The organism is Leucobacter iarius, from assembly GCF_039530105.1.
GTDB classification, from domain to species: Bacteria; Actinomycetota; Actinomycetes; order Actinomycetales; family Microbacteriaceae; genus Leucobacter; species Leucobacter iarius.
The window spans coordinates 1,046,972-1,065,474 of record NZ_BAAAOB010000001.1; the positions used below are offsets into that span (position 1 = coordinate 1,046,972).

Annotated in this window: 17 protein-coding genes; 3 read left to right on the forward strand and 14 right to left on the reverse strand. The window is 73.3% G+C overall.

Annotated features, from left to right (window positions below):
* Nucleotides 1-29 precede the first annotated feature (29 nt).
* From menC to ABD169_RS04595, 10 genes are all read right to left on the reverse strand, one after another.
* Nucleotides 30-1,148 carry an o-succinylbenzoate synthase gene (gene menC / locus ABD169_RS04550; RefSeq protein ID WP_344029869.1) on the reverse strand — a complete coding sequence of 373 codons (1,119 nt, stop codon included), beginning with the start codon at nt 1,146-1,148 and terminating at the stop codon, nt 30-32.
* Entirely contained in the window at nt 1,145-1,984 is an 840-nt protein-coding gene (locus ABD169_RS04555; protein ID WP_344029872.1) for a GNAT family N-acetyltransferase, read from the reverse strand. The genes menC and ABD169_RS04555 overlap by 4 nt, the downstream gene beginning before the upstream one ends.
* The gene (locus ABD169_RS04560; RefSeq protein ID WP_344029875.1) at nt 1,977-3,200 is read right to left on the reverse strand and encodes a M20 family metallopeptidase; all 1,224 of its coding nucleotides are present in this window, start codon (nt 3,198-3,200) and stop codon (nt 1,977-1,979) included. The genes ABD169_RS04555 and ABD169_RS04560 overlap by 8 nt, the downstream gene beginning before the upstream one ends.
* Nucleotides 3,201-3,335: 135 nt before the next feature.
* A complete protein-coding gene (locus ABD169_RS04565) occupies nt 3,336-4,058 on the reverse strand; it encodes a VIT1/CCC1 transporter family protein (protein ID WP_344029878.1) in 723 nt (240 codons plus the stop codon).
* Nucleotides 4,059-4,224: 166 nt separating this feature from the next.
* Nucleotides 4,225-5,079 carry an ABC transporter ATP-binding protein gene (locus ABD169_RS04570; RefSeq protein WP_425560945.1) on the reverse strand — a complete coding sequence of 285 codons (855 nt, stop codon included), beginning with the start codon at nt 5,077-5,079 and terminating at the stop codon, nt 4,225-4,227.
* A complete protein-coding gene (locus ABD169_RS04575) occupies nt 5,076-6,176 on the reverse strand; it encodes a FecCD family ABC transporter permease (RefSeq protein ID WP_344029880.1) in 1,101 nt (366 codons plus the stop codon). Before ABD169_RS04575 ends, ABD169_RS04570 begins: the two co-directional genes overlap by 4 nt.
* Complete coding sequence (locus ABD169_RS04580) at nt 6,173-7,237, reverse strand: FecCD family ABC transporter permease (RefSeq protein ID WP_344029883.1); 1,065 nt, start codon at nt 7,235-7,237, stop codon at nt 6,173-6,175. The genes ABD169_RS04575 and ABD169_RS04580 overlap by 4 nt, the downstream gene beginning before the upstream one ends.
* On the reverse strand, nt 7,234-8,139 hold the full coding sequence (locus ABD169_RS04585) for a siderophore-interacting protein (protein ID WP_344029887.1): 906 nt from the start codon (nt 8,137-8,139) through the stop codon (nt 7,234-7,236). Before ABD169_RS04585 ends, ABD169_RS04580 begins: the two co-directional genes overlap by 4 nt.
* An 11-nt stretch (nt 8,140-8,150) precedes the next feature.
* Nucleotides 8,151-9,209 (reverse strand): iron-siderophore ABC transporter substrate-binding protein, encoded by a 1,059-nt coding sequence (locus tag ABD169_RS04590; protein WP_344029890.1) that lies wholly within the window; start codon nt 9,207-9,209, stop codon nt 8,151-8,153.
* A gap of 186 nt (nt 9,210-9,395) precedes the next feature.
* Complete coding sequence (locus tag ABD169_RS04595) at nt 9,396-10,208, reverse strand: helix-turn-helix domain-containing protein (protein ID WP_344029892.1); 813 nt, start codon at nt 10,206-10,208, stop codon at nt 9,396-9,398.
* A 99-nt stretch (nt 10,209-10,307) separates the two neighbouring features.
* On the opposite strand from ABD169_RS04595, the gene ABD169_RS04600 reads away from it, so the two are divergent.
* Entirely contained in the window at nt 10,308-11,987 is a 1,680-nt protein-coding gene (locus ABD169_RS04600) for an ABC transporter transmembrane domain-containing protein (RefSeq protein WP_344029895.1), read from the forward strand.
* Nucleotides 11,984-13,741 (forward strand): ABC transporter ATP-binding protein, encoded by a 1,758-nt coding sequence (locus tag ABD169_RS04605; protein WP_344029898.1) that lies wholly within the window; start codon nt 11,984-11,986, stop codon nt 13,739-13,741. Before ABD169_RS04600 ends, ABD169_RS04605 begins: the two co-directional genes overlap by 4 nt.
* Here the strand turns inward: ABD169_RS04605 and ABD169_RS04610 are convergent.
* Complete coding sequence (locus ABD169_RS04610) at nt 13,738-15,708, reverse strand: ABC-F family ATP-binding cassette domain-containing protein (RefSeq protein WP_344029900.1); 1,971 nt, start codon at nt 15,706-15,708, stop codon at nt 13,738-13,740. The two genes, ABD169_RS04605 and ABD169_RS04610, sit on opposite strands and share 4 nt — an antisense overlap.
* Before the next feature lie 321 nt (nt 15,709-16,029).
* Here ABD169_RS04610 and ABD169_RS04615 point away from each other — a divergent pair, with 321 nt between their 5' ends.
* On the forward strand, nt 16,030-16,539 hold the full coding sequence (locus ABD169_RS04615) for an SRPBCC domain-containing protein (RefSeq protein ID WP_336653228.1): 510 nt from the start codon (nt 16,030-16,032) through the stop codon (nt 16,537-16,539).
* Between the two features lie 173 nt (nt 16,540-16,712).
* On the opposite strand, the gene ABD169_RS04620 is transcribed toward ABD169_RS04615, so the two are convergent.
* The 3 genes from ABD169_RS04620 to ABD169_RS04630 form a co-directional block, all read right to left on the reverse strand.
* A complete protein-coding gene (locus ABD169_RS04620; RefSeq protein WP_344029904.1) occupies nt 16,713-17,186 on the reverse strand; it encodes a GNAT family N-acetyltransferase in 474 nt (157 codons plus the stop codon).
* A 7-nt stretch (nt 17,187-17,193) separates the two neighbouring features.
* A complete protein-coding gene (locus ABD169_RS04625; protein WP_344029908.1) occupies nt 17,194-17,514 on the reverse strand; it encodes a hypothetical protein in 321 nt (106 codons plus the stop codon).
* A 64-nt stretch (nt 17,515-17,578) separates the two neighbouring features.
* Entirely contained in the window at nt 17,579-18,502 is a 924-nt protein-coding gene (locus tag ABD169_RS04630; protein ID WP_344029911.1) for an arginase family protein, read from the reverse strand.
* Between the last annotated feature and the right edge of the window lies 1 nt (nt 18,503).

Below are 18,503 nucleotides of genomic sequence, written 5' to 3' on the forward strand. Positions count from 1 at the left end.
CGGCTCGTCGCGTGCTCAGCAGCCAGAGGCTAGCAGGGCAGACGATCCTGCCGCACGGTGAACCGGTCGAGCACCTCGGGGATCGGGGTGACGCCGAGACCGGGCCCGGTCGGCACGGCGATGCGCCCCTCCTCGAGCCGGAACGGCTCGGTGAGGTCGGTCGCGAAGTAGCGCTCCGAGGCGGAGGTGTCGCCCGGCAGCAGGAAACCGGGGAGCGCGGCGAGGGCCACGTTCGCGGCCCGGCCGATCCCCGTCTCGAGCATGCCGCCGCACCACACCGGCACGTCGTGCGCCGCGCACAGATCGTGGATCCGGCGCGCCTCGAGGTAGCCGCCGACGCGGCCCGGCTTGATGTTGACGATGTGGACGGCCCCGAGCTCGATCGCGGTGGCCGCCGCCCGCGCGGAGGTGATCGACTCGTCGAGGCAGATGGGGGTCGTGATCTCGCGGGCGAGCGCCGCGTGGCCGAGCAGATCGTCGGCGGGCAGCGGCTGCTCGAGCAGCGTGAGATCGAACGCGTCGAGCTTCGCGAGCAGGCGCGCATCGCTGCGCCGGTAGGCGGCGTTCGCGTCGACCTGCAGGTCGATGTCGCCGAAGCGCTCGCGCACGGCGCGCACGGGATCCAGGTCCCAGCCCGGTTCGATCTTGAGCTTGATGCGGACGTAGCCGGCGTCGAGCGATGCCGCGACCGTGTCGAGCAGCTGATCGATCGTGTCGGTGATGCCGAGCGAGACGCCGCACGGCACCGACTCCCGCACCGCGCCGAGCGCCGAGGCGAACGAGATGCCTTGGGCGCGCAGCTGGGCGTCGAGGATCGCGGTCTCGATCGCGGACTTGGCGAGCCGGTGCTCCTTGAACGCGGCGAGGGCCGGGGCGACGCGGTGCGCGTCGAAGTCGTCGCCGAGATCCCGCTGCGCGTCGCGCAGCGCCGGGACGAAGAACTCCCGGATCACGGCTGCGGCGCCCTCCGTGTACTCCGACGAGTAGAGCGGGGCCTCGCTGGCGCCGCACTCGCCCCAGCCCTCGGCCTCGTCGGTCTCGGCGCGCACCACGAGCACCTGGCGCATCGTCTCGGTGCCGAACGAGGTGCGGAACGGGGTCACGAGCGGCATCTCGACGATGCGGGTCTCGATCGCTGCGAGCTTCATGGGGTCTCCTGCTTCTCTGCGGGGGTCGGAGCGGTGGCCGGTGGGGCGGCCGAAGCGGCGGAAGCCGCCGCCGGGACGACCAGGTAGTGCCCGTCGCGGGCGAATCCGATCACGGACGCACCGGCCGCCATGCGCGCGCCGAGCTCGCGGCGCAGGTCGAGCCGCCACCCGGCGGCGCGCAGCGGGTCGTCGAGGCGGAGCGTCTCGACGTCGGCGGGCACCGGGATCCGGATCGCCTCGGGCGGAGGCGGGACGGCCTGCTCGCGGTGCGGGGGCAGCGGGCGGTCGAGATGCCAGCGGACGAGCAGCCGGTCGCTCGCGTCGCCGCGGTTCACGTCGTCGTCCATCTGGCCGTAGAAATCGGTGAGGTATTCGACCGGCTCCGCCCCCAGCTTCGCCAGGTTGAACACGGCGTTGCGGCGGATCAGAGGATCGAAGGTCCAGGTCATGGTGCGCATGCCGCGCCCGAGCGCCCACGCGCGCTGCCGCAGCTTGAGCGCGAGCCCGATGCTGCGCCCCTGCGCGCCCGCGGTCACGCCCGCGATGTGGCTGTGGAAGTTCGCGGTGTCGGGCGGCGAGCAGAACCCGAAGCAGGCGCCGAGCAGTTCGTCGCCGTCGAACGCGCCGAACACCGGATTGCCCGACTTCGCGAGCGCGCGCAGCAGATCGGCCGTGACTGGGGTGCCGGCGGGGCCGGTGCGCCAGACGGCCTCGTAGAGGCGCTGCACCGCCGCGAGCGAGCGCATGTCGTCGAGCTCGCGGATCGCGATGCCCGAGCGCTGCTCGGCGAGGCGGGCGTCGGCGTCGGCATCGGGGCCCGATGCGTCGCTACGCACGGCCGATCCGCTCGCCGGGCTCGGTGCCGCCGGTGGCGGTTCCCGCGTCGGTGCCGGTGCCGGTTCCGGTTCCGGCACCGGTGTCGGCACCGGCGAGCAGTTCGGCGATGAGCGCCGAGAGCAGCCGCGCCCGGGGCTCGAGCTCGGACACGATCACGTGCTCGTCGTCCGCGTGCGCGCCGCCGCCGACGGCGCCGAGACCGTCGAGGGTGGGCGTGCCGACCCCCGCGGTGAAGTTGCCGTCGGACGCGCCGCCCACGGCGACCGAGTCGAGCGGGCCGAGGCCGAGCTCGTCGGCGATCCGGCTGATGCGCGCGAACAGCGCCCGGGACGACCGGAGGTCGAGCGGCGGGCGGTTCACGCCGCCGAGCACCTCGACGGAGGCGCCGGGCAGATGGGCCGCGAGCGCGCCGATCTCGGCGTGCACGCGCTGCTGCTCGGCGGCGGAGGTCGCGCGCACGTCGACGGCGAAGTGCCCGCGCGCGGGCACGGTGTTCGACGTGGTCCCGGCCTCGGCGCGGGTCATGGTGACGGTCGTCCCGATCCCGGGCGCCCCGATCCCCGCGACCGCCTGCACCTGATGCGCCAGTTCGAGGGTCGCGTTGACACCCCGCTCGGGTTCGAGGCCCGCGTGCGCGGCGCGGCCCCGCACATGCACCTCGTAGCGCGAGACGCCCTTGCGCTCCGTCTTCAGCGCGCCCCCGGGGCCGGCGGCCTCGAGGACGAGCGCGGCGGCGCAGCCCCGGGCCTCGTCCTCGATGAGCGCGCGCGAGGTCGTGGATCCGGGCTCCTCGTCGCCCGTGATGAGCAGGGAGACCCCGTCGGGGGACGGGAGCGCGGCGATGGCGTGGAACGCCATGACGATCCCGGCCTTCATATCGAAGGATCCCGGCCCGGTGAGCCGCCCGTCGCGGACCTCCGCCGGGTGCGCGGGCAGGGAGCCGACGGGCCAGACGGTGTCGTGGTGGCCGAGCAGCAGCACGCGGGGGGTGCCGCCGAAGCGCCAGCGCAGGTGGGTGACCCCGTCGATCTCGATCCGTTCGGCGCGGCGGCCGAGCAGGCGGGCGCCGAGGCCGTCCACCGAGTCGGCGCTGCGCGCGACCGCGGCGAGGTCGTCGGAGGGCGACTCGCAGCGGACCAGCTCGAGCACCTCGTCGGTCATCGCTGCGACGTCGAGGAGCCCGTCGCGCATGGCGGGTGCTGGGCGTGCGGGCATCGGTGCTCCTCGGATCGTGAACGCGGTGTCACCATCCTGCTGAGCATCGAGCGCGTTCGTTCCGTCCGGAGGTCCGAAAAAGCGGAGCCGGGTTGGGTGGAGGCGATGAACGCGCTGCGCGCGGAGTCCTCGGGACTACCCGATCGAGGAGACGCCGAGCGCGGTGCCGACGGCGTAGGTGACGGCGACCGCGATGCCGCCGAACAGCAGCTGGCGCAGGGCTCCGAGCGCTCGGTTCTTGCGGGTGAACGAGGCCGCGAGCCCGCCGGCGAGCAGCAGGCCGGCGCCGCCGAAGATCAGGCCGGTCCACAGCGTTCCGAAGCCGAAGAGGAACGGGAGGATCGGGATCAGCGCGCCGATGCTGAACGCGATGAACGACGAGATCGCCGCGACCCACGGCGACGGCTTCTCCTCCGGGTGCAGGCCGAGCTCGTGGGCGAGGTGCACGCGCAGCGCCCGCTCGTGGTCGCCGTGCACCTGCGACGCCGCCTGCTTCGCGGTCGGTTCGTCCATGCCGAGCCCGGCGAACAGCGCGGCGAGCTCCGCCTCCTCGCCGACGGGGTTGCGTTCCAGCGCGGCGCGCTCGGTCAGCACCTCCGCGTCGAGCTGCTCGTTCTGGGTGCGGACCGAGGTGAACTCGCCGAGGGCCATCGAGATCGCGCCCGCGATGAGGCCCGAGATGCCGGTGATCGCGACGATGCCCGGAGCGGCGCCGGCGGCGGCGATACCGGTGATGAGTCCGAGGTTCGAGACGAGCCCGTCCATCGCCCCGAACACGGAGGCGCGCAGCCAACCCGACGAGACGTCGGCGTGGCTGTGGTCGTAGTCGTGCGGACGTGAGATATCGACGTCTGACATGGCTCCTCATCGGGGATTCTCGGGCGGGGACGGTCAACCGTAACAAGCCTCGCGAGAGAGTGAAAACCCCGAATTCAGGGGCCGCTGAGCCGGATCTTCGACTTCGTCGAGACGTACTTCGGGGTCCGTCGCGACTGCCCGGATCCGGCCCGGGGGCGGCCTCGGTTCAGGCCGCCGCGCGCCGCTCGGCGACCGCCGCGAGCCCGCGCCGCGCGATCACCATGGGCGCCCCGGTCTCGGGGTCCGGTTCGACCCGGCAGGGCAGCCCGTAGACCTCCTCGACGAGATCCGAGGTGAGCACATCGGCGGGCGCGCCCGAGGCGACGACCTCGCCCTCGCGCATCACCACGAGGTTGCTCGCGTAGCGCGCGGCCTGGTTGAGGTCGTGCAGCACGACGACGATCGTCCGCCCGTGCGCGGCCCGCAGCCGCTCGAACAGCTCGAGCAGAGCGTACTGGTGGGCGATGTCGAGGTAGGTGGTCGGCTCGTCGAGCAGGAGCAGCGGGGTCTCCTGGGCGAGCGCCATGGCGAGCCAGACGCGCTGGCGCTGCCCGCCGGAGAGTTCGTCGACGAGCCGGCCGGACAGCTCGGTGGTGCCGGTCGCGTCGAGGGCGCGGACCACCGCGGCCTCGTCGGCGGCCGACCAGCGATCGAAGAGTCGCTGGTGCGGGTGCCTGCCGCGAGCGATGAGGTCTGCGACGCGGATGCCCTCGGGCGCGATCGAGGTCTGGGGGAGCAGCCCGAGCCGCCGAGCCAGTTCCTTTGCGGGCAGATCGAGGATCTCGCGTCCGTCCAGCAGCACGGAGCCGCTCTCGCGCGGGAGGATCCGGGCGAGCGCGCGGAGCATGGTCGACTTGCCGCACGCGTTCGGCCCGATCACCGCGGTGAAGGAGCCGTCACGGATCGACAGATCGACCCCGTTGCAGATCATCCGGCCGTCGTAGCCCACGGTGAGGCCGGCGGCGGTGAGCGCATTCGCTCCGTCGGGCGCGTGCAGCGGGTCCGGTTCGCGGTTCTTCATCTTCTCCTCCGGAATTCATCGGCCAGCAGCCAGGCCAGGTAGACGCCGCCGAGCGACGCGGTGATCACGCCGACGGGGAACCCGAGGCGCTGCGCGAGGGTGTCCGAGGTGAGCAGCACGAGGGCGCCGGCGAGCGCCGACGGGATGAGCTGCAGCCCGGATCCGCGGGTGAGCCGGTGCGCGATCTGCGGGGCCGCGAGCGCGACGAAGGCGATGGGCCCGGCCGCGGCCGTCACGAGCGCGGTGAGCGCGACGCCGAGGATCACGGCGCCGACCCGGGCGAGCCCGACGCGGGTGCCGAGCGCCCGTGCCGCGTCGTCGCCGAGCTCGAGCTGGCGCAGCGGCGTCGCGAGCGCTGCGACGCCGATGAGCAGCACCGCGAGCACGAGCACCATCGGCAGCAGCTGCGCCGTGCCGAGCCCGTTGAGGGATCCCGCCGACCACACCGCTCCGAGCATCGCAGTCTCGGAATCGACGAAGAGCATGAGGGCCGAGTTCACGGACGAGAGCAGCGCGGCGACGCCGATCCCCATGATGATGAGGCGGAACGGCTGCAGGGTGCCGCGGCGCAGGGCGAGCAGGTAGACGCAGGCGGCGGTGATGCCGCCGCCGATGAGGGATCCGGCCGCGACGTCGAGGTAGCGGGTGGACCCGAGCGCGAGCATCACGATGATCGCTCCGGTATAGGAGCCGGCGGAGAACCCGATCACGTCGGGGGAGCCGAGCGGGTTGCGGGTGAGCGACTGGAAGATCGCACCGGAGATCGCGAGCGCCGCCCCGGCGGCCACGGCGAAGAGCGCGCGGGGTAGGCGCCAGCCGAGCACGAGCAGTCTCGACTGCGGGTCGCCGGTGCCGAGGAACGCGCCGATCACCCGATCGGGCGACAGCGGCACGGTGCCGATCCCGAGGGCGACGACGCCGAGCACGAGGACCCCGAGCAGCAGGGCTGCGCACACGGTGAGGGTGCGTGCGGGCACGACGCCCGAGAAGCGTCCGCGGCGCAGCGCGACGGCGCGGTAGCCGCGATCCGGGCCCGCCTTCGCGTGCCGCCGCACGGTCGACGGGTACCCCCGGTGGATGGTCCGTCCGAGCGTCACAGTCCGCTCACCGTCCTCCGGCGCGCGAGCAGGATCAGCACGGGTGCGCCGACGATGGCCGTGACGAGTCCGACGCGGAGCTCGCCGCTCGGCAGGACGATCCGCCCCAGGACGTCCGAGACCAGCAGCAGGATCGCCGATACCACCAGGGTGTAGAGGAAGATCCAGCGCTGGTCGGGCCCCACGAACCAGCGCACGGCGTGCGGCACCATGAGGCCGACGAACGCGATCGGTCCGGCGACCGCGGTCGCGGTTCCGGCGAGCAGCGTGACCGCGACGATCACGACCACCCAGACGCGGGCCGTTCGAACGCCGAGTGCGGCGCCGAGCTCGTCCCCGAGGGCGAGCGCGTTGAGGGACCGTGCGGTCGCGAGGCCGAGCACGGTGCCGACCACGATGAACGGTGCGAAGGACAGCACCGTCTCGAGGTCGCGTCCGCCGATCGATCCGACGCCCCAGAACCGCAGGTCGTCGAAGGTCCTCCGGTTCGCGAGGGTCAGCGCGGTCGTGACCCCGCCGAGCGCCGCGCTGATCGCGACGCCCGCGAGCGTGAGCTTCGCCGGGGTCGCCCGGGTGCCGCCGATGGAGCCGAGCAGGTACACGACGATCGTGACGATGCCGGCTCCGGCGAGGGCGAACCAGACGTACCCGAGGGGCGCGGTGACACCGAGCAGGCCGACCGCGAGGGTGACGGCGAAGGTGGCGCCGGCGTTCACGCCGAGGATCCCGGGGTCGGCCAGCGGGTTGCGCGTGAACGACTGGATCAGGGCGCCGCAGAGCCCGAGCGCCGGTCCGACGATGAGGCCCGTGACGGTGCGGGGGATCCGGAGCTCGCGCACCATCACGTGCTCGTCGTTCGCGGGGTCGAACGCGAACACCGCGTCCCAGATCGTGCCCGACTCGATGCCGCGGGCACCGACTCCGATGCTCAGGAACACGCAGGCGACGAGCGCCGCGATGGCGATCAGCAGTCCGACGGTGCGCGCGGCGTTGCCGCGCGCGAGCCCTCCCGGGGCCTCGCGCGCGGCCGACGCCTCGGCGGTGATCGCGTGCGCGGTCACAGCTCGGCGGCCTCGAAGAGGCGGGAGACGTCGTCGATGATGTCCTCGATGTCCCGGTCGCTGTCGTAGAGCGCCTGGATCTTCGCGTCGAACTCGGGGCCCTGGGCCGCGTAGCGCGCCTCCCACTCCTCACCGCGCTCGGTCCAGTACCCGATGCACTTGTACGCGTCGGCCGGGAGCCCGAGCTCGTGGCGCAGGTGCTTGCGCGCCTCGCGGGTGAGCCTGGCTTCGCCGGCGACCCAGACGTAGGCGTCGGGCCCGGCGGCGACCTTGCGGAGCGCGGGGACGAGGGCGCTCGGCGCGTGGCCGTTGCCCGTGCCGCGCACCCAGACGATGCGCACGTCGACGCCCGCGGGGAGCTCCGGCAGGAGCTCATGCTCGGCGCTGCGCACCTCGGCGATGATGGTCGTGGCGACCGATCCCGCGGTGAGCTCCGCGATACGGAGCGCCGCGGGCAGCGCCGGTTCGTCGGCGACGAGCAGCTGGTGGGTGGCGTGCGTCGGCCGCTCGTAGAGCGCCGTCGGCGGGTTGAGGGCGATGGCCTGGCCGGGGCTCGCCTGCTTCGCCCATTCCGCGGCGATGCCGCCGTCGTGCAGGACGAAGTCGATGTCGATCTCTCCCGGTCGACGATCCCGGATCGTGTAGGTGCGCATCTCCATCGGTTCGACCCCCTCCGGGTAGCTCCAGCCGCGGCCGTCAACGGCCGGCATCCGGAGTTCATCGTCGGGTGCATCGGGGAAGAACAGCCGGACGTACTCGTCGCCGATCCCGGTGGTCGGGTAGTCGCGGAGGTCGTCGCCGGCGAAGGTGACGCGCGACATGCCCGGGCCGAGCACGCGCACGGCGGAGACCTCGGCCCGGTGGACGCGCGGGACGTAGACCTCGGGGGCGTTCGAACGCATCGCGGGCCCTCCTACGGCTTCGCCGGACGCACGACCGAGCCGCCCTCGGCGGCCTTCGAGAGCTCGTCGACGAAGCCCGCGTCGATCGCCCAGGGGATGCTGAGCACCGTCGGACCGTTGGTCGCCATGCCCATCGTCTCGTCCTCGATGAAGTAGAAGCGGCCGTCGGCGATCGGGGTCCAGCGCGAGAACACCGGGTTCGCGAGCGTCGCCTTCGTCTCGGACGCGGAGCGCGACCAGCCGACGAAGAGGTCGGTCTTGATCTCGCCGAGCTTTTCGAGGCTGACGGCTCCGTAGAAGTCGTCGCTGCCGATGTTGCCGAGCGCCTTGCCGAGATCGGGGGAGTCGACGAGTCCGAATTCGCGGAGGAACGCGACGCGCGGGTCCTTCGAGATGTAGAGGCCGAGCTCGGTGGAACCCTCGGGCAGGGTGAGCCCGTAGAGGAAGTCGGTGCCCCGCAGCTTGGGGTGGGCCTTCACGGCCGCGTCGATCCGGTCCTCGGTCTGCGCGATGAGCTTCTCGCCCAGCGCCTTCTCACCGAGCGCGGTCGCGACCGTGCGGGTGAGCTTCTTCCAGGATCCGGAGGTCCAGGGGCGTTCAGCGTAGGCGACGGTCGGCGCGATCTCGCTGAGGCGCTGGTACTGGGTCTCGGTGACGCCCGAGTGCGGTGCGAGGATCAGATCGGGCTGCAGCGAGAGGATCTGCTCGAAGTCGGGATCCTCCCCCTCCTTGAGCACCGTCGGCAGATCGGCCTTCAGTACTTCGGTCACCTGCGAGCGGAACCAGGGGGTGAATCCGTCCTTGTCGCCGCCCCAAGCGGAGGGCACGCCCACCGGTGCGGTGCCCAGCGCCGCCACGATGTCCTCGGTCATCCAGCCGATCGTGACGATGCGCTTCGGCTTCGCCGGGATCTCGGTCTTGCCGTGCACGTGTTCGATGGTGACCGGGAATCCCGCACCGCCCGTCGCGTCCGCCGCGGGTTCGGCGGAGCTTCCGCCGGCGCAGGCGGAGAGAGCGAGTACTGCGGCGAGCAGCGCTGCGATGGGAGCGGACCGGCGGAGCCAAAACATGGAGGCACCTTTTCGTTTGGAACGGACACAGAAAGCAGGGAAGGCTACCCTAACCAAGATCTGATGTTAGTTCCGCACGGTTGCGGGGTCCGGACACGCTTCATCGCGCAGCGGACAGCGGCGTCGGTGCGCGCCGGGTCCGGGGTGCCGCTTCGCGCGCGAACGGCTCACGCCGCGAGGACCGGGTCAGCTCGTGCCGGAGGGCGCGAACTCGCGCGGGGTCTCGCGCATCACCCGCTTGAACGCGGCGGTGAACGCGCTGTTCGTCGCGTAGCCCACCCGGCGAGCGACCACGCCCACCGGAAGCCCCTCGTCGAGCAGCTGAGCGGCGCGGGCCAGCCGCGCCGCGGTGCGCCACTGGCTGAAGGTCAGGCCCGTCTCGGCGCGGAATCCGCGAGCGATCGTCCGTGCGCTCTGCGCCGTGAGCGCGGCCCACTGCTCGATCGAGCGGTCGTCGGCAGGATCCCGCATGATCGTGGCGGCGATGCTCGCGATACGCGGATCCCGGGGGAGCGGGAGCTGCACCGTCGGCCGGGTCTCGGCGGTCACCAGATCCATGCACACCGCCTGCGCCCGCAGCCGCTGCTCCCGAGGCATCGCGGTCGCCGCGAGGTGGATCAGCAGGTGCCGCAGCGCCGCGTTCACGACCACCGGACCGACCGACCCGACCTCCCGCGGCCAGGCCTCGGCGAGGATGTAGCTCGCCCACAGCGTCGAATTCGCGTCGCGATCGGCGGCGTGCGGGGTGCCCGCCGGCACCCAGAGCCCCTGCCCGAGGGCGAGGCGCCACGTGCGGCCCGACACCCGCACATCGGCGATGCCCCGCTCCGGCCAGAGCACCGTGTGCTCGTCGTGCCGGTGCTCCTCCTCCCGGCAACCATCGGAATCGTCGAGGTAGCGGTACCCGAGGGCCCGGGTGGTCAGCAGGAAGCCCTCGGGCACGACCCGACGGTGCGCGGGCACGTCGGAGGGCGCTGCGGGGCCGGGCGGTCTCTGCACGATCGTCCTCTCCTGGGATCGTGCCTCAGCCTAGTGATGTCCGATTCGAAACACAGCCTGTCGCGCGATCCGAACCCCGCGACACTACGGTTGGGGCCGATGAACGAGTCGACCAGCCCACCGGAGCAGCTCCGGATCCGCGCGATGCTGCGCCTCGCCCTGCTGCGCGAAGGTCGCGGATCCCGCCTGGCCTGGGGTGCTGTCGGCCTCATGGCGCACCAGGCGTGCGAGACCGCCGTTCCCGTGCTCATCGGCGTGATCGTCGACCGGGCGATCGGGCCGAGCGATCCCGTCGCCCTGCTGGTCTGGCTGGCGGTGCTCGGCGGAGTCTTCGCGGTGCTCACGGCCAGCTACCAGGCCGCCTCCCTCGGCATGGTCCGCGTCTACGGACACGGCGAGCACGCGCTGCGCCAGCTCGCCGTCGCGCGCGTCCTCCACCCGCATCGGCTCAGGCGCCGACGCGCCGACGGGGAGGTGCTCTCGATCGTCACGAGCGACACCTACCGGGTGGCCGGAGTCTCCTGGAGCATCGTCGAACAGGCGGCGACCGTCGCGGCCGTGCTCGTGTCCTCGGGGGTGCTCCTCGCGATCTCGGTGCCGCTCGGCCTCGGCGTGCTGCTCGGAGCGGCCCTCGTGCTCGTCGTGATGCAGGCCCTCGCACGACCCCTCGAGCGCATCGGCATGACCGAGCAGGCCTCGGTCGCCCGCGCCAGCGAGGTCGCCGCCGACACCCTCGCGGGACTGCGCACGGTCCACGGGCTCGGTGCGCAGGGCGAGGCCGTGGCGCGCTACGGGACCGCGAGCGAGGCCTCGCGGCGCGGCGCGGTCGCGGCGGCGCGAATGCTGCTCACCTACCAGGCGGTCAGCCGGGCGGTGTCGGTGTCCTACCTCGCGGCGCTCGCGCTCGCCGCCGCATGGCTGGCGGTCGATGGACGGATCACCCCGGGGCAGCTCGTCACCGTGGTCGGGCTCGCCCAATTCCTGCAGGCATCGCTCGACCACGTCGGCACCTTCGGGGCGAACTGGGCGCACAAGCGGGCCTCGACCCGGCGCCTCCACGCGCTCGCCGCCGAATCGTACGCGCTGCCGGTGACGCACGCGGCGGATGACTCCGCAGAGGCGGTTCCGGCCGGTCCCGAATCCGAACCGCTCCGGTGGGATCCGGCGGAGGGGCCCGCGATCCTGCTCCGGTCCGGATCCGGACTCGTCGGGCTCCGAGTGCGCACCGCGGCCGCCGCACGGGAGGCCTCCGATCGCCTGGGCTTCCGTCGGGCCCCGGGGCCCGGAGAGCTGCGGGTCGGCGGGCACGATGCGCCCCGGCTCGGGCCGCACCGATACGCCGCACGGATCGTGGCGCCGCCGCACGATGCGGTGCTCTTCTCCGGGTCGCTCCGCGACAACGTGTCGTGCGGCGGGCCGGTGGATCCGGAACTGCTGCGTGCGGCGGCGCTCGAGGACGTCGTGGATCAGCTCGGCGGACTCGACGGCGACATCGGCGAGCGGGGTGCGCGGCTGTCGGGCGGACAACGGCAGCGCGTGCTCCTCGCTCGGGCCCTGCACGCCGGAGGCGACGCCGTCGTGCTCGACGAACCGACCACCGCGCTCGATCCGGTGACCGAGCAGCGCGTCGCCGAGCGGCTCGCGGGCCTGGGACGACCGATCCTGGTGATCACCGGAAGCCGGGTGCTCCTCGACTCCTGCGCGACCGTGGTCGAGCGGGGTGCGCCGGAGCCTCCGGAGTATCCGGAGCGCCCGATGACCGCGGGAGCACCGCGGTGACGCGCGCGCTGCCCGTGGCCTCCGCGCGCAAGACCGCCCGGGCGTCGATGGGACTTCTGCTCCGGGATCCCTGGCGGCTCGCCGCCGCGACGCTCCTGCTCGCGGCCGGCGCGGCTGCCGGCCTGCTCGTGCCCTGGCTGCTCGGCTCGCTCGTCGACGCGGTGATCGCGGGGCGCGACGCACTCGAACTGGCGCTGCGCTGCGCGGCGCTGCTCGGGTCCGGCGCGGTCGCGGCCGGACTCGAGTGGGGCGGTGGGGTCCTGCTCGTGGGGTGCCTGCAGCGGGCACTCGCCCGGTTGCGCGAAGACGTGTTCGCCGCCGCGCTCTCGATCGACCTCGGCCGGGTGGAGGAGGCCGGGAGCGGTGACATCGTCGCCCGGGTGACCGGCGACGTGGAGGCCGTGACCGACGCCGTCTCCGGGGTGCTCCCGAGATTCCTGCAGGCCGGGTTCACCATCGTGCTGACCGCCGTCGGGCTGACCTCGGTGGACCCATGGCTCGCGCTCGGCGCGCTCCTCGCGGTGCCGATCCAGGTCTGGATCACGGTCCGCTTCCTCCGCCGATCGCGCCCGATCTACACGCGGCTGCGGCGGGAGGAAGCGCTGCGCGGGCAGGTGATCATCGACTCCGTGGCCGGCGCCGACACGGTGCGCGCGCACCGCCTGCAGCAGGATCGACTCGGCCGGATCGCCGAGGCCAGCCTGCGCGCGGTCGAGACGCAGCGGGACGCCGCGCGGGCGCGCAACCGCTTCGTCGGTGGGCTGAATCTCGCGGAGTTCGTGGGGCTCGGCGCGGTGCTCGCGATCGGGTTCGTGCGGGCGGGCGCCGGAGCCCTCTCCATCGGAGGTGTCACCGCCGGCGCGCTGTTCTTCCACCGGCTCTTCGGCCCGATCGGTGGGCTGCTCGGCAGCATCGACGATCTGCAGCGGGCCCTCGCCGGGCTCGAACGCCTCGTCGGCGTGCAGCAGCTCGCCGGTGGTGGTGTCGGTGCTGGTGGCGGATCCCTTCCCGGGAGGTCGGTGCGCCCCATCGAGGACGCCACGATCCGTATCGAGTCCGCGTCCTACCGCTACCCGGGTGCCCGGGCCGACGCGCTCAGCGGAGTCAGCCTCGTGATCCCGGCCGGATCGACCCTGGCGCTCGTCGGCGCTTCGGGATCGGGGAAGTCGACCCTCGGACGGCTCATCGCCGGGATCGGCGGCCCCGGATCCGGGACGGTCCGGGTGGGAGGAGCACCGGCCGAGACCGCCTCGCTCCCGGGCCGCGGGGGATCCGCCGCGCGGCCCGCCGTGCTGCTCGTGACGCAGGAATCGCACCTGTTCGGGGGCACCGTGGCCGACAACCTCCGGCTGGCCGATCCCGGCGCCGATGACGGGCAGCTCGCCGCCGCGCTGCGCCGGGTCGGCCGGGATCCCGGGACGCTGCCGGACGGCCTCGGGACCGTCCCCGAGCCGGACCACCTGCTGCTCCAGCAGATCGCGCTGGCTCGGGTGCTGCTCGCGGATCCGGCCGTCGTGGTGCTCGACGAGGCGACCGCCCACGCGGGGCCGGACGGGGTGCTCGAGGACGCCCTGCGCGAGGTCGGCCGCGGCCGCACCTCGATCGTGATCGCGCACCGGCTGACCCAGGCGCTCGACGCGGATCGGGTCGCGGTGCTCGAGGGCGGGGCGCTCGTCGAATGCGCCCCGCCCTCCGAGCTGCTCGACCGCTCAGACGGGCACTTCGCGCGCCTGTGGCGCGCCTGGAGCGGTTAGCGGGACGGGCGAAGAGCCGTGGCCGCCTCCTCGCCCTCGGGCACCACCGCGAGGGTGTCGCCGATCCACTGCGAACGCATCCAGCGGTCGTGCGACGCGATCACGAGGGTGCCGGCGAACCCGGCGAGCGCCTCCTCCAGCTCCTCCACGAGGGTGAGCGAGAGGTGGTTGGTCGGCTCATCGAGCAGCAGCAGCTCGGGCGGATCGATCAGCAGGGCCGCGAGTGCGACCCGGCGTCGCTGGCCGACGCTGAGCGCACCGATGGGGCGGTCGACGTCGCGCGGGGCGAGCAGGCCGCTCTCGGCGAGCGGGCGTTCGTCGGCCCGCCGTCGCCCGACGAGCGCCGCGTAGCTGTCGGCCGCGCTGCGCTCGGGGCGCGCGAAGCGCACCTCCTGCGGCAGGTAGCCGAAGCGCATCCCCTCGGCCCGCTCGAGCGTGCCGGTGGTCGGCTCGAGCGCACCAGCGAGGATCCCGAGCAGCGTCGACTTGCCCGCGCCGTTCGGTCCGAGCAGCAGCAGACGCCCGCCACGCTCCAGCTCGAACGAGACGGGAGCGAGCCTGCCGGCGAAGCCGACGCGGTCGACGCGCAGCGCCGCCTCATCCTCGTGCCGCAGCTCGTTCGGCGACTCGCGCACGGGCACCGGGATCCCGGCGAAGCGCAGGGGCTCCGGCGGGCGCCGCACGCGGTGCCGCTGCAGCTCGGCCAGGCGGCCGCGCGCATTGCGGGCCCTGCGCGAGGTGACCCGCGCGTCCTTGTCGGCGTAGAACTTGCGGGTGATGCGCGACTCCGACTTCGACTCGGACTTCTTGTTCACCTCGTGCGCGCCGACCGCGATCTCGTGCGCGAGCGATGCCAGTTCCGACTGCTCGGCGGCGTAGCGCTCGCGCCAGCGCCGCATCTCGGCCGCACGCTCCACGCGCGCCGCCGAGAAGCCGACGCCCCAGACGCGAGTGCCGAGACCGGATCCCGGATCCTCGGTGTCGTCGGCCTCGAGCATCTCGTGCTCGGCCGCGGTGCGCAGCGGGCCCGCGAACGGGTCCACCGCGTCCACCCCGATGCCGGTCGAACGGGCATCGGCGAGCACGGCCGCGGGCACGGGGCTCGCATCGAGGTCGATCATGCGCGTCGTGATGGCGTCGAGCAGCGCGCGATCGTGGCTGGCGACGAGCACGATCCCCGGCCAGTCGGCGAGCACGCGCTCGAGGTACGCGGCCGAGGCGTCGTCGAGGTGGTTCGACGGCTCGTCGAGCAGCAGCGTGTGCGGCGCCGAGAGCAGCAGGGCCGCGAGACCCAGCCGCAGGCGCTGACCGCCCGAGAGCTCCCCGATCGGGGTCGCCTCGGGGATCGCGCCGATGCCGAGCCCGTGCAGCACCTCGCCGCGCAGCGCTTCCGCCGACCAGGCGTCGGTGCGGGTCGCCTCGTCGACCGCGTCCGCGTAGTCGGCCGCGGCCGCGTCGTCGTCGGGATCCGCGGCGAGCGCCGTGGCGGCCCGCTCGATGCGGTCGAGCACGCCGAGGGCGCTGCGCTGGGCGTCGTCGACCACCCGCGCGACGGTGTCGTCGTCGGAGTAGGGCAGCTCCTGCGCGAGCCGACCGACCGATCCGGCGTGACGGACGAAGCCGGCGTCGGGTTCGAGGTCGCCCGAGACGATCGAGAGCAGCGTGGACTTGCCGGTGCCGTTCTCGCCGATCAGGCCGATGCGGTCGCCGGGCGTCGCGGTGAAGGTGAGGTCGGTGAGCACGCGGCGGTCGCCGAACGCCTTCGAGACGCCGGAGACGGCGAGGTGCGCGCCGACGCCCATGTCGCGGGAGTCGTCCGCGCTGCGGTGCTGCGCGGCGCGTGCGGCCGACGTGGTGCTGGGCGCGGTGCTCCGCGGACGTCCGGCTCCGGGCGAGCCGGAACCGCGTGCGGAGGTGCTGGGGGTCGCCTGCGCGGCGACGGTCGTGGTCTGGATGGGTGCGGGCATGGGGTGCCTCTCGGAACGGATTCGAAAGGTTCCGCGGGGCATTGCCGAGGGTGCCGGCGTCGGATCCCGACGCGGAGCGGAGCTCGACGCATGGCCGAGCACTGCCGCGGGGTGGGGACGATGGAAGTCGTCGACCCGAACGGGATCCGAATGCGCAGCGTGCTCGGCGCCTCGGGCGCGGAACAGGGCTGCATCAGATCTCCATGCCCGAGAGGCTACCCGAAGTTCCGGCCGGACGGAACCCCCGATCCCGTATTCTGGAGCGCAGGAGCCCGCGACCCTTCGGGTCGACCCAGTGCGGGCCGGGCGGAGGGGCGCGCGATGAGCGTTGAAGCGACGGGCAGGATCCTGCGGACCGAGCGCGGACGGAATCTGGTGCTCGAGCGTTCGCTCGCGCAGTCGGTCGAGGAATCGTGGGATCGCATCACCGACCCCGAACTGACCGCCGAGTGGTTCGGCGACTGGGACGGCGACGGCCGCCAGGGCAGCACCGTGCGCGTGCGCATGGCCTTCGAATCGGGCGAGCCCGAGATCAAGGTCGGGATCCGCCTGTGCGACGCCCCGCACCGGCTCGTGCTGCAGACCTCGGGCGAGGACGGCGGCTGGCTGCTGGAACTCCGCGTGCTCGCCGACGGCGACGACAGCGTGATCCATTTCGTGCACCACCTGGACGATGACGCCGATGTGGGAGATATCGGTCCTGGATGGGAGTATTATTTGGACCTGTTGGTTGCTGCGTGCGAAGGCACGGAGGAACCCATGTTCGACCACTACTTCCCCGCACTGCGCGAGGAGTACCTGGCCCGGGAATCCCGGGCGGTCGAGATCTGAGCTCCGGTCGCGGGTCTGGTCGGGGGGACCCGGCCCGCGACCGGCTTTTTTGTGCGCGCTTGCCTGTGCGTGCGCGACGCTCCGCTCGGAGATCCGCACGATTTCGGAGTTCATCGGCGGTCCCTGTCCGAATTCGTGCAGATCTCCGAGGCAGTGCTGCCGTGCTGCCGGGCTCAGTCGAGCGCGAGCCGGTACGGCTGCATCGGATAGCCCGCGGTCGGATGCGGGGTCGCCTCGCCGTCGGGCACGAAGCCGTCGCGCAGGTAGAGCTCGATCGCGCGGGTGTTGTCGGTGCGCACCTCGAGCGTGACCGCGCGGAAGCCCGCCGCTCGGGCGTGCGCGATCGCGTCGGCCATGAGCGCGCCGCCGACCCCGCGCCCGGTCCCGTCCGGATCCACAGCGAGATAGTGCAGATACGCCTCCGCGGGATCGGGGCGGCCCGACTCGAGCAGGGCGAATCCCGCGCGCGGGGACGTCGCGACGGCGAAGCGCACGATCGGGTTGCCGAAGGCGACGCGCACGCGTTCGGCCATGGTCTCGGCGTCGACCGAGCCGTCGCGGACCGCGAGCGCGCGCACCCAGATCCCGGCGCAGCCCTCGACGTCGTCGGGCACCCGGCCCGCTCGGATCACGGGGTGCGGATCCATCGTCGCCTCAGCGAGCATCGGTGCGGGGCGCCTGCCGGTCGTGACCGATCCGGGCCGCGAGAGCGAGCTGCTGCTGGAGCATCGTGCGGATGCCCACGAGCACGAGCACTGCGAGCAGAGCGCCGACGCCGGTGAGGAACACGACGACGCCGAGCGTCGCTTGGAAGGGCGCGCCCTCGAAGAACCGCCGGCTCGTGGTGCCGCCGAAGATCATCCAGCCGAACAGCAGCAGGATCGGGGATGCGAAGGCGAGCACGGGCACGATCCCGGGCAGCAGGATCCGCGGGATCGTCGGTGCGGCTTGTTCCGGAGTCGGCGCGTGCGTCATGGCGGCAGCCTACAACTCGGCGGTGTCCGCCTCCGGTCCCGAGTCGGAAGGCGCGCGATCCGGGTCAGCGCACCGCCGCGCCCAGCTCGGCGAACCCCGCATCGAGCACGTCGGTGAGCAGGCGCGCGAAGCGTCCGTCGGGATCGAGGTCGGGGTCGAACACCGTGACCGAGGCACCCAGCGCACCGGGGGCGAGCTCGCGCAGCAGGTCGACGAGCTCTTCGGCCGTCAGTCCGCCCGGGTCGGGGCTGTCGACCGCGGGCATGACCGCGGGGTCGAGCACGTCGACGTCGAGCTGCAGCCAGTAGCCCGGCACCCCGCCGGTGCGCTCACCGGACTCGGCCACCGCACGCACCGCGGCGGCGACCTCGGCCGCGCCGCGTTCCGGTACCGCCGATGCGGGCAGCACGAGGCCGAGGACCCCGCGCGCCTCGGCGGCTTCGGTGTCGTCCGCGCGGTGGCCGAGGTGCGCGGTGCGGGCCGGGTCGAAGTAGGGGCCGAGCCCGTCGACGTTCGCGATCGCGTCCCAGTGCCGGCCGACGGCGGCCGCGAGATCCTCGCCCGCGACGCTCGCGCAGGCATCGCTGTTGCCGGGGTGCCGGAAGTCGGTGTGGCCGTCGAGGTGCACGAGGCCGGCTCCGCCGCGTCGCGCGGTCGCGACCCCGGAGGCCAGCAGCACACTGCAGTCCCCGCCGATCACGAGGGGAGCGGTGTCCTCGGCCAGGGCCTCCTCGATGCGGGCGGCGAGCCTGCGCGAGTGCGCGATCAGCTGCGCCTGGTTGCGGACGATCCCGGTCGCCCGGGTCGCGTCGTCGTCGACGTATCGGCCGGGCAGCACGACACCCGCGTCGCGGGCACCGTGCCGCGCGAAGCGCTCGAAGAGCCCCGCCTCGCGCAGCGCCTCGGGCGCTTTCGCGGCGCCCGGCACGGATCCGGGCTGCGGCGGACGCAAGCCCAGATTGCTCGGGGCCGAGATGAGCGCGATCATG

Bases quoted from the DNA above. Each gene is read 5' to 3' on its own strand.
- menC (WP_344029869.1), bottom strand. From the start codon at position 1,148: ATGAAGCTCGCAGCGATCGAGACCCGCATCGTCGAGATGCCGCTCGTG.
- ABD169_RS04560 (WP_344029875.1), bottom strand. From the start codon at position 3,200: ATGCCCGCACGCCCAGCACCCGCCATGCGCGACGGGCTCCTCGACGTC.
- ABD169_RS04565 (WP_344029878.1), bottom strand. From the start codon at position 4,058: ATGTCAGACGTCGATATCTCACGTCCGCACGACTACGACCACAGCCAC.
- ABD169_RS04570 (WP_425560945.1), bottom strand. From the start codon at position 5,079: ATGAAGAACCGCGAACCGGACCCGCTGCACGCGCCCGACGGAGCGAAT.
- ABD169_RS04585 (WP_344029887.1), bottom strand. From the start codon at position 8,139: ATGCGTTCGAACGCCCCCGAGGTCTACGTCCCGCGCGTCCACCGGGCC.
- ABD169_RS04590 (WP_344029890.1), bottom strand. From the start codon at position 9,209: ATGTTTTGGCTCCGCCGGTCCGCTCCCATCGCAGCGCTGCTCGCCGCA.
- ABD169_RS04600 (WP_344029895.1), top strand. From the start codon at position 10,308: ATGAACGAGTCGACCAGCCCACCGGAGCAGCTCCGGATCCGCGCGATG.
- ABD169_RS04610 (WP_344029900.1), bottom strand. From the start codon at position 15,708: ATGCCCGCACCCATCCAGACCACGACCGTCGCCGCGCAGGCGACCCCC.
- ABD169_RS04615 (WP_336653228.1), top strand. From the start codon at position 16,030: ATGAGCGTTGAAGCGACGGGCAGGATCCTGCGGACCGAGCGCGGACGG.
- ABD169_RS04620 (WP_344029904.1), bottom strand. From the start codon at position 17,186: ATGGATCCGCACCCCGTGATCCGAGCGGGCCGGGTGCCCGACGACGTC.
- ABD169_RS04625 (WP_344029908.1), bottom strand. From the start codon at position 17,514: ATGACGCACGCGCCGACTCCGGAACAAGCCGCACCGACGATCCCGCGG.
- ABD169_RS04630 (WP_344029911.1), bottom strand. From the start codon at position 18,502: ATGATCGCGCTCATCTCGGCCCCGAGCAATCTGGGCTTGCGTCCGCCG.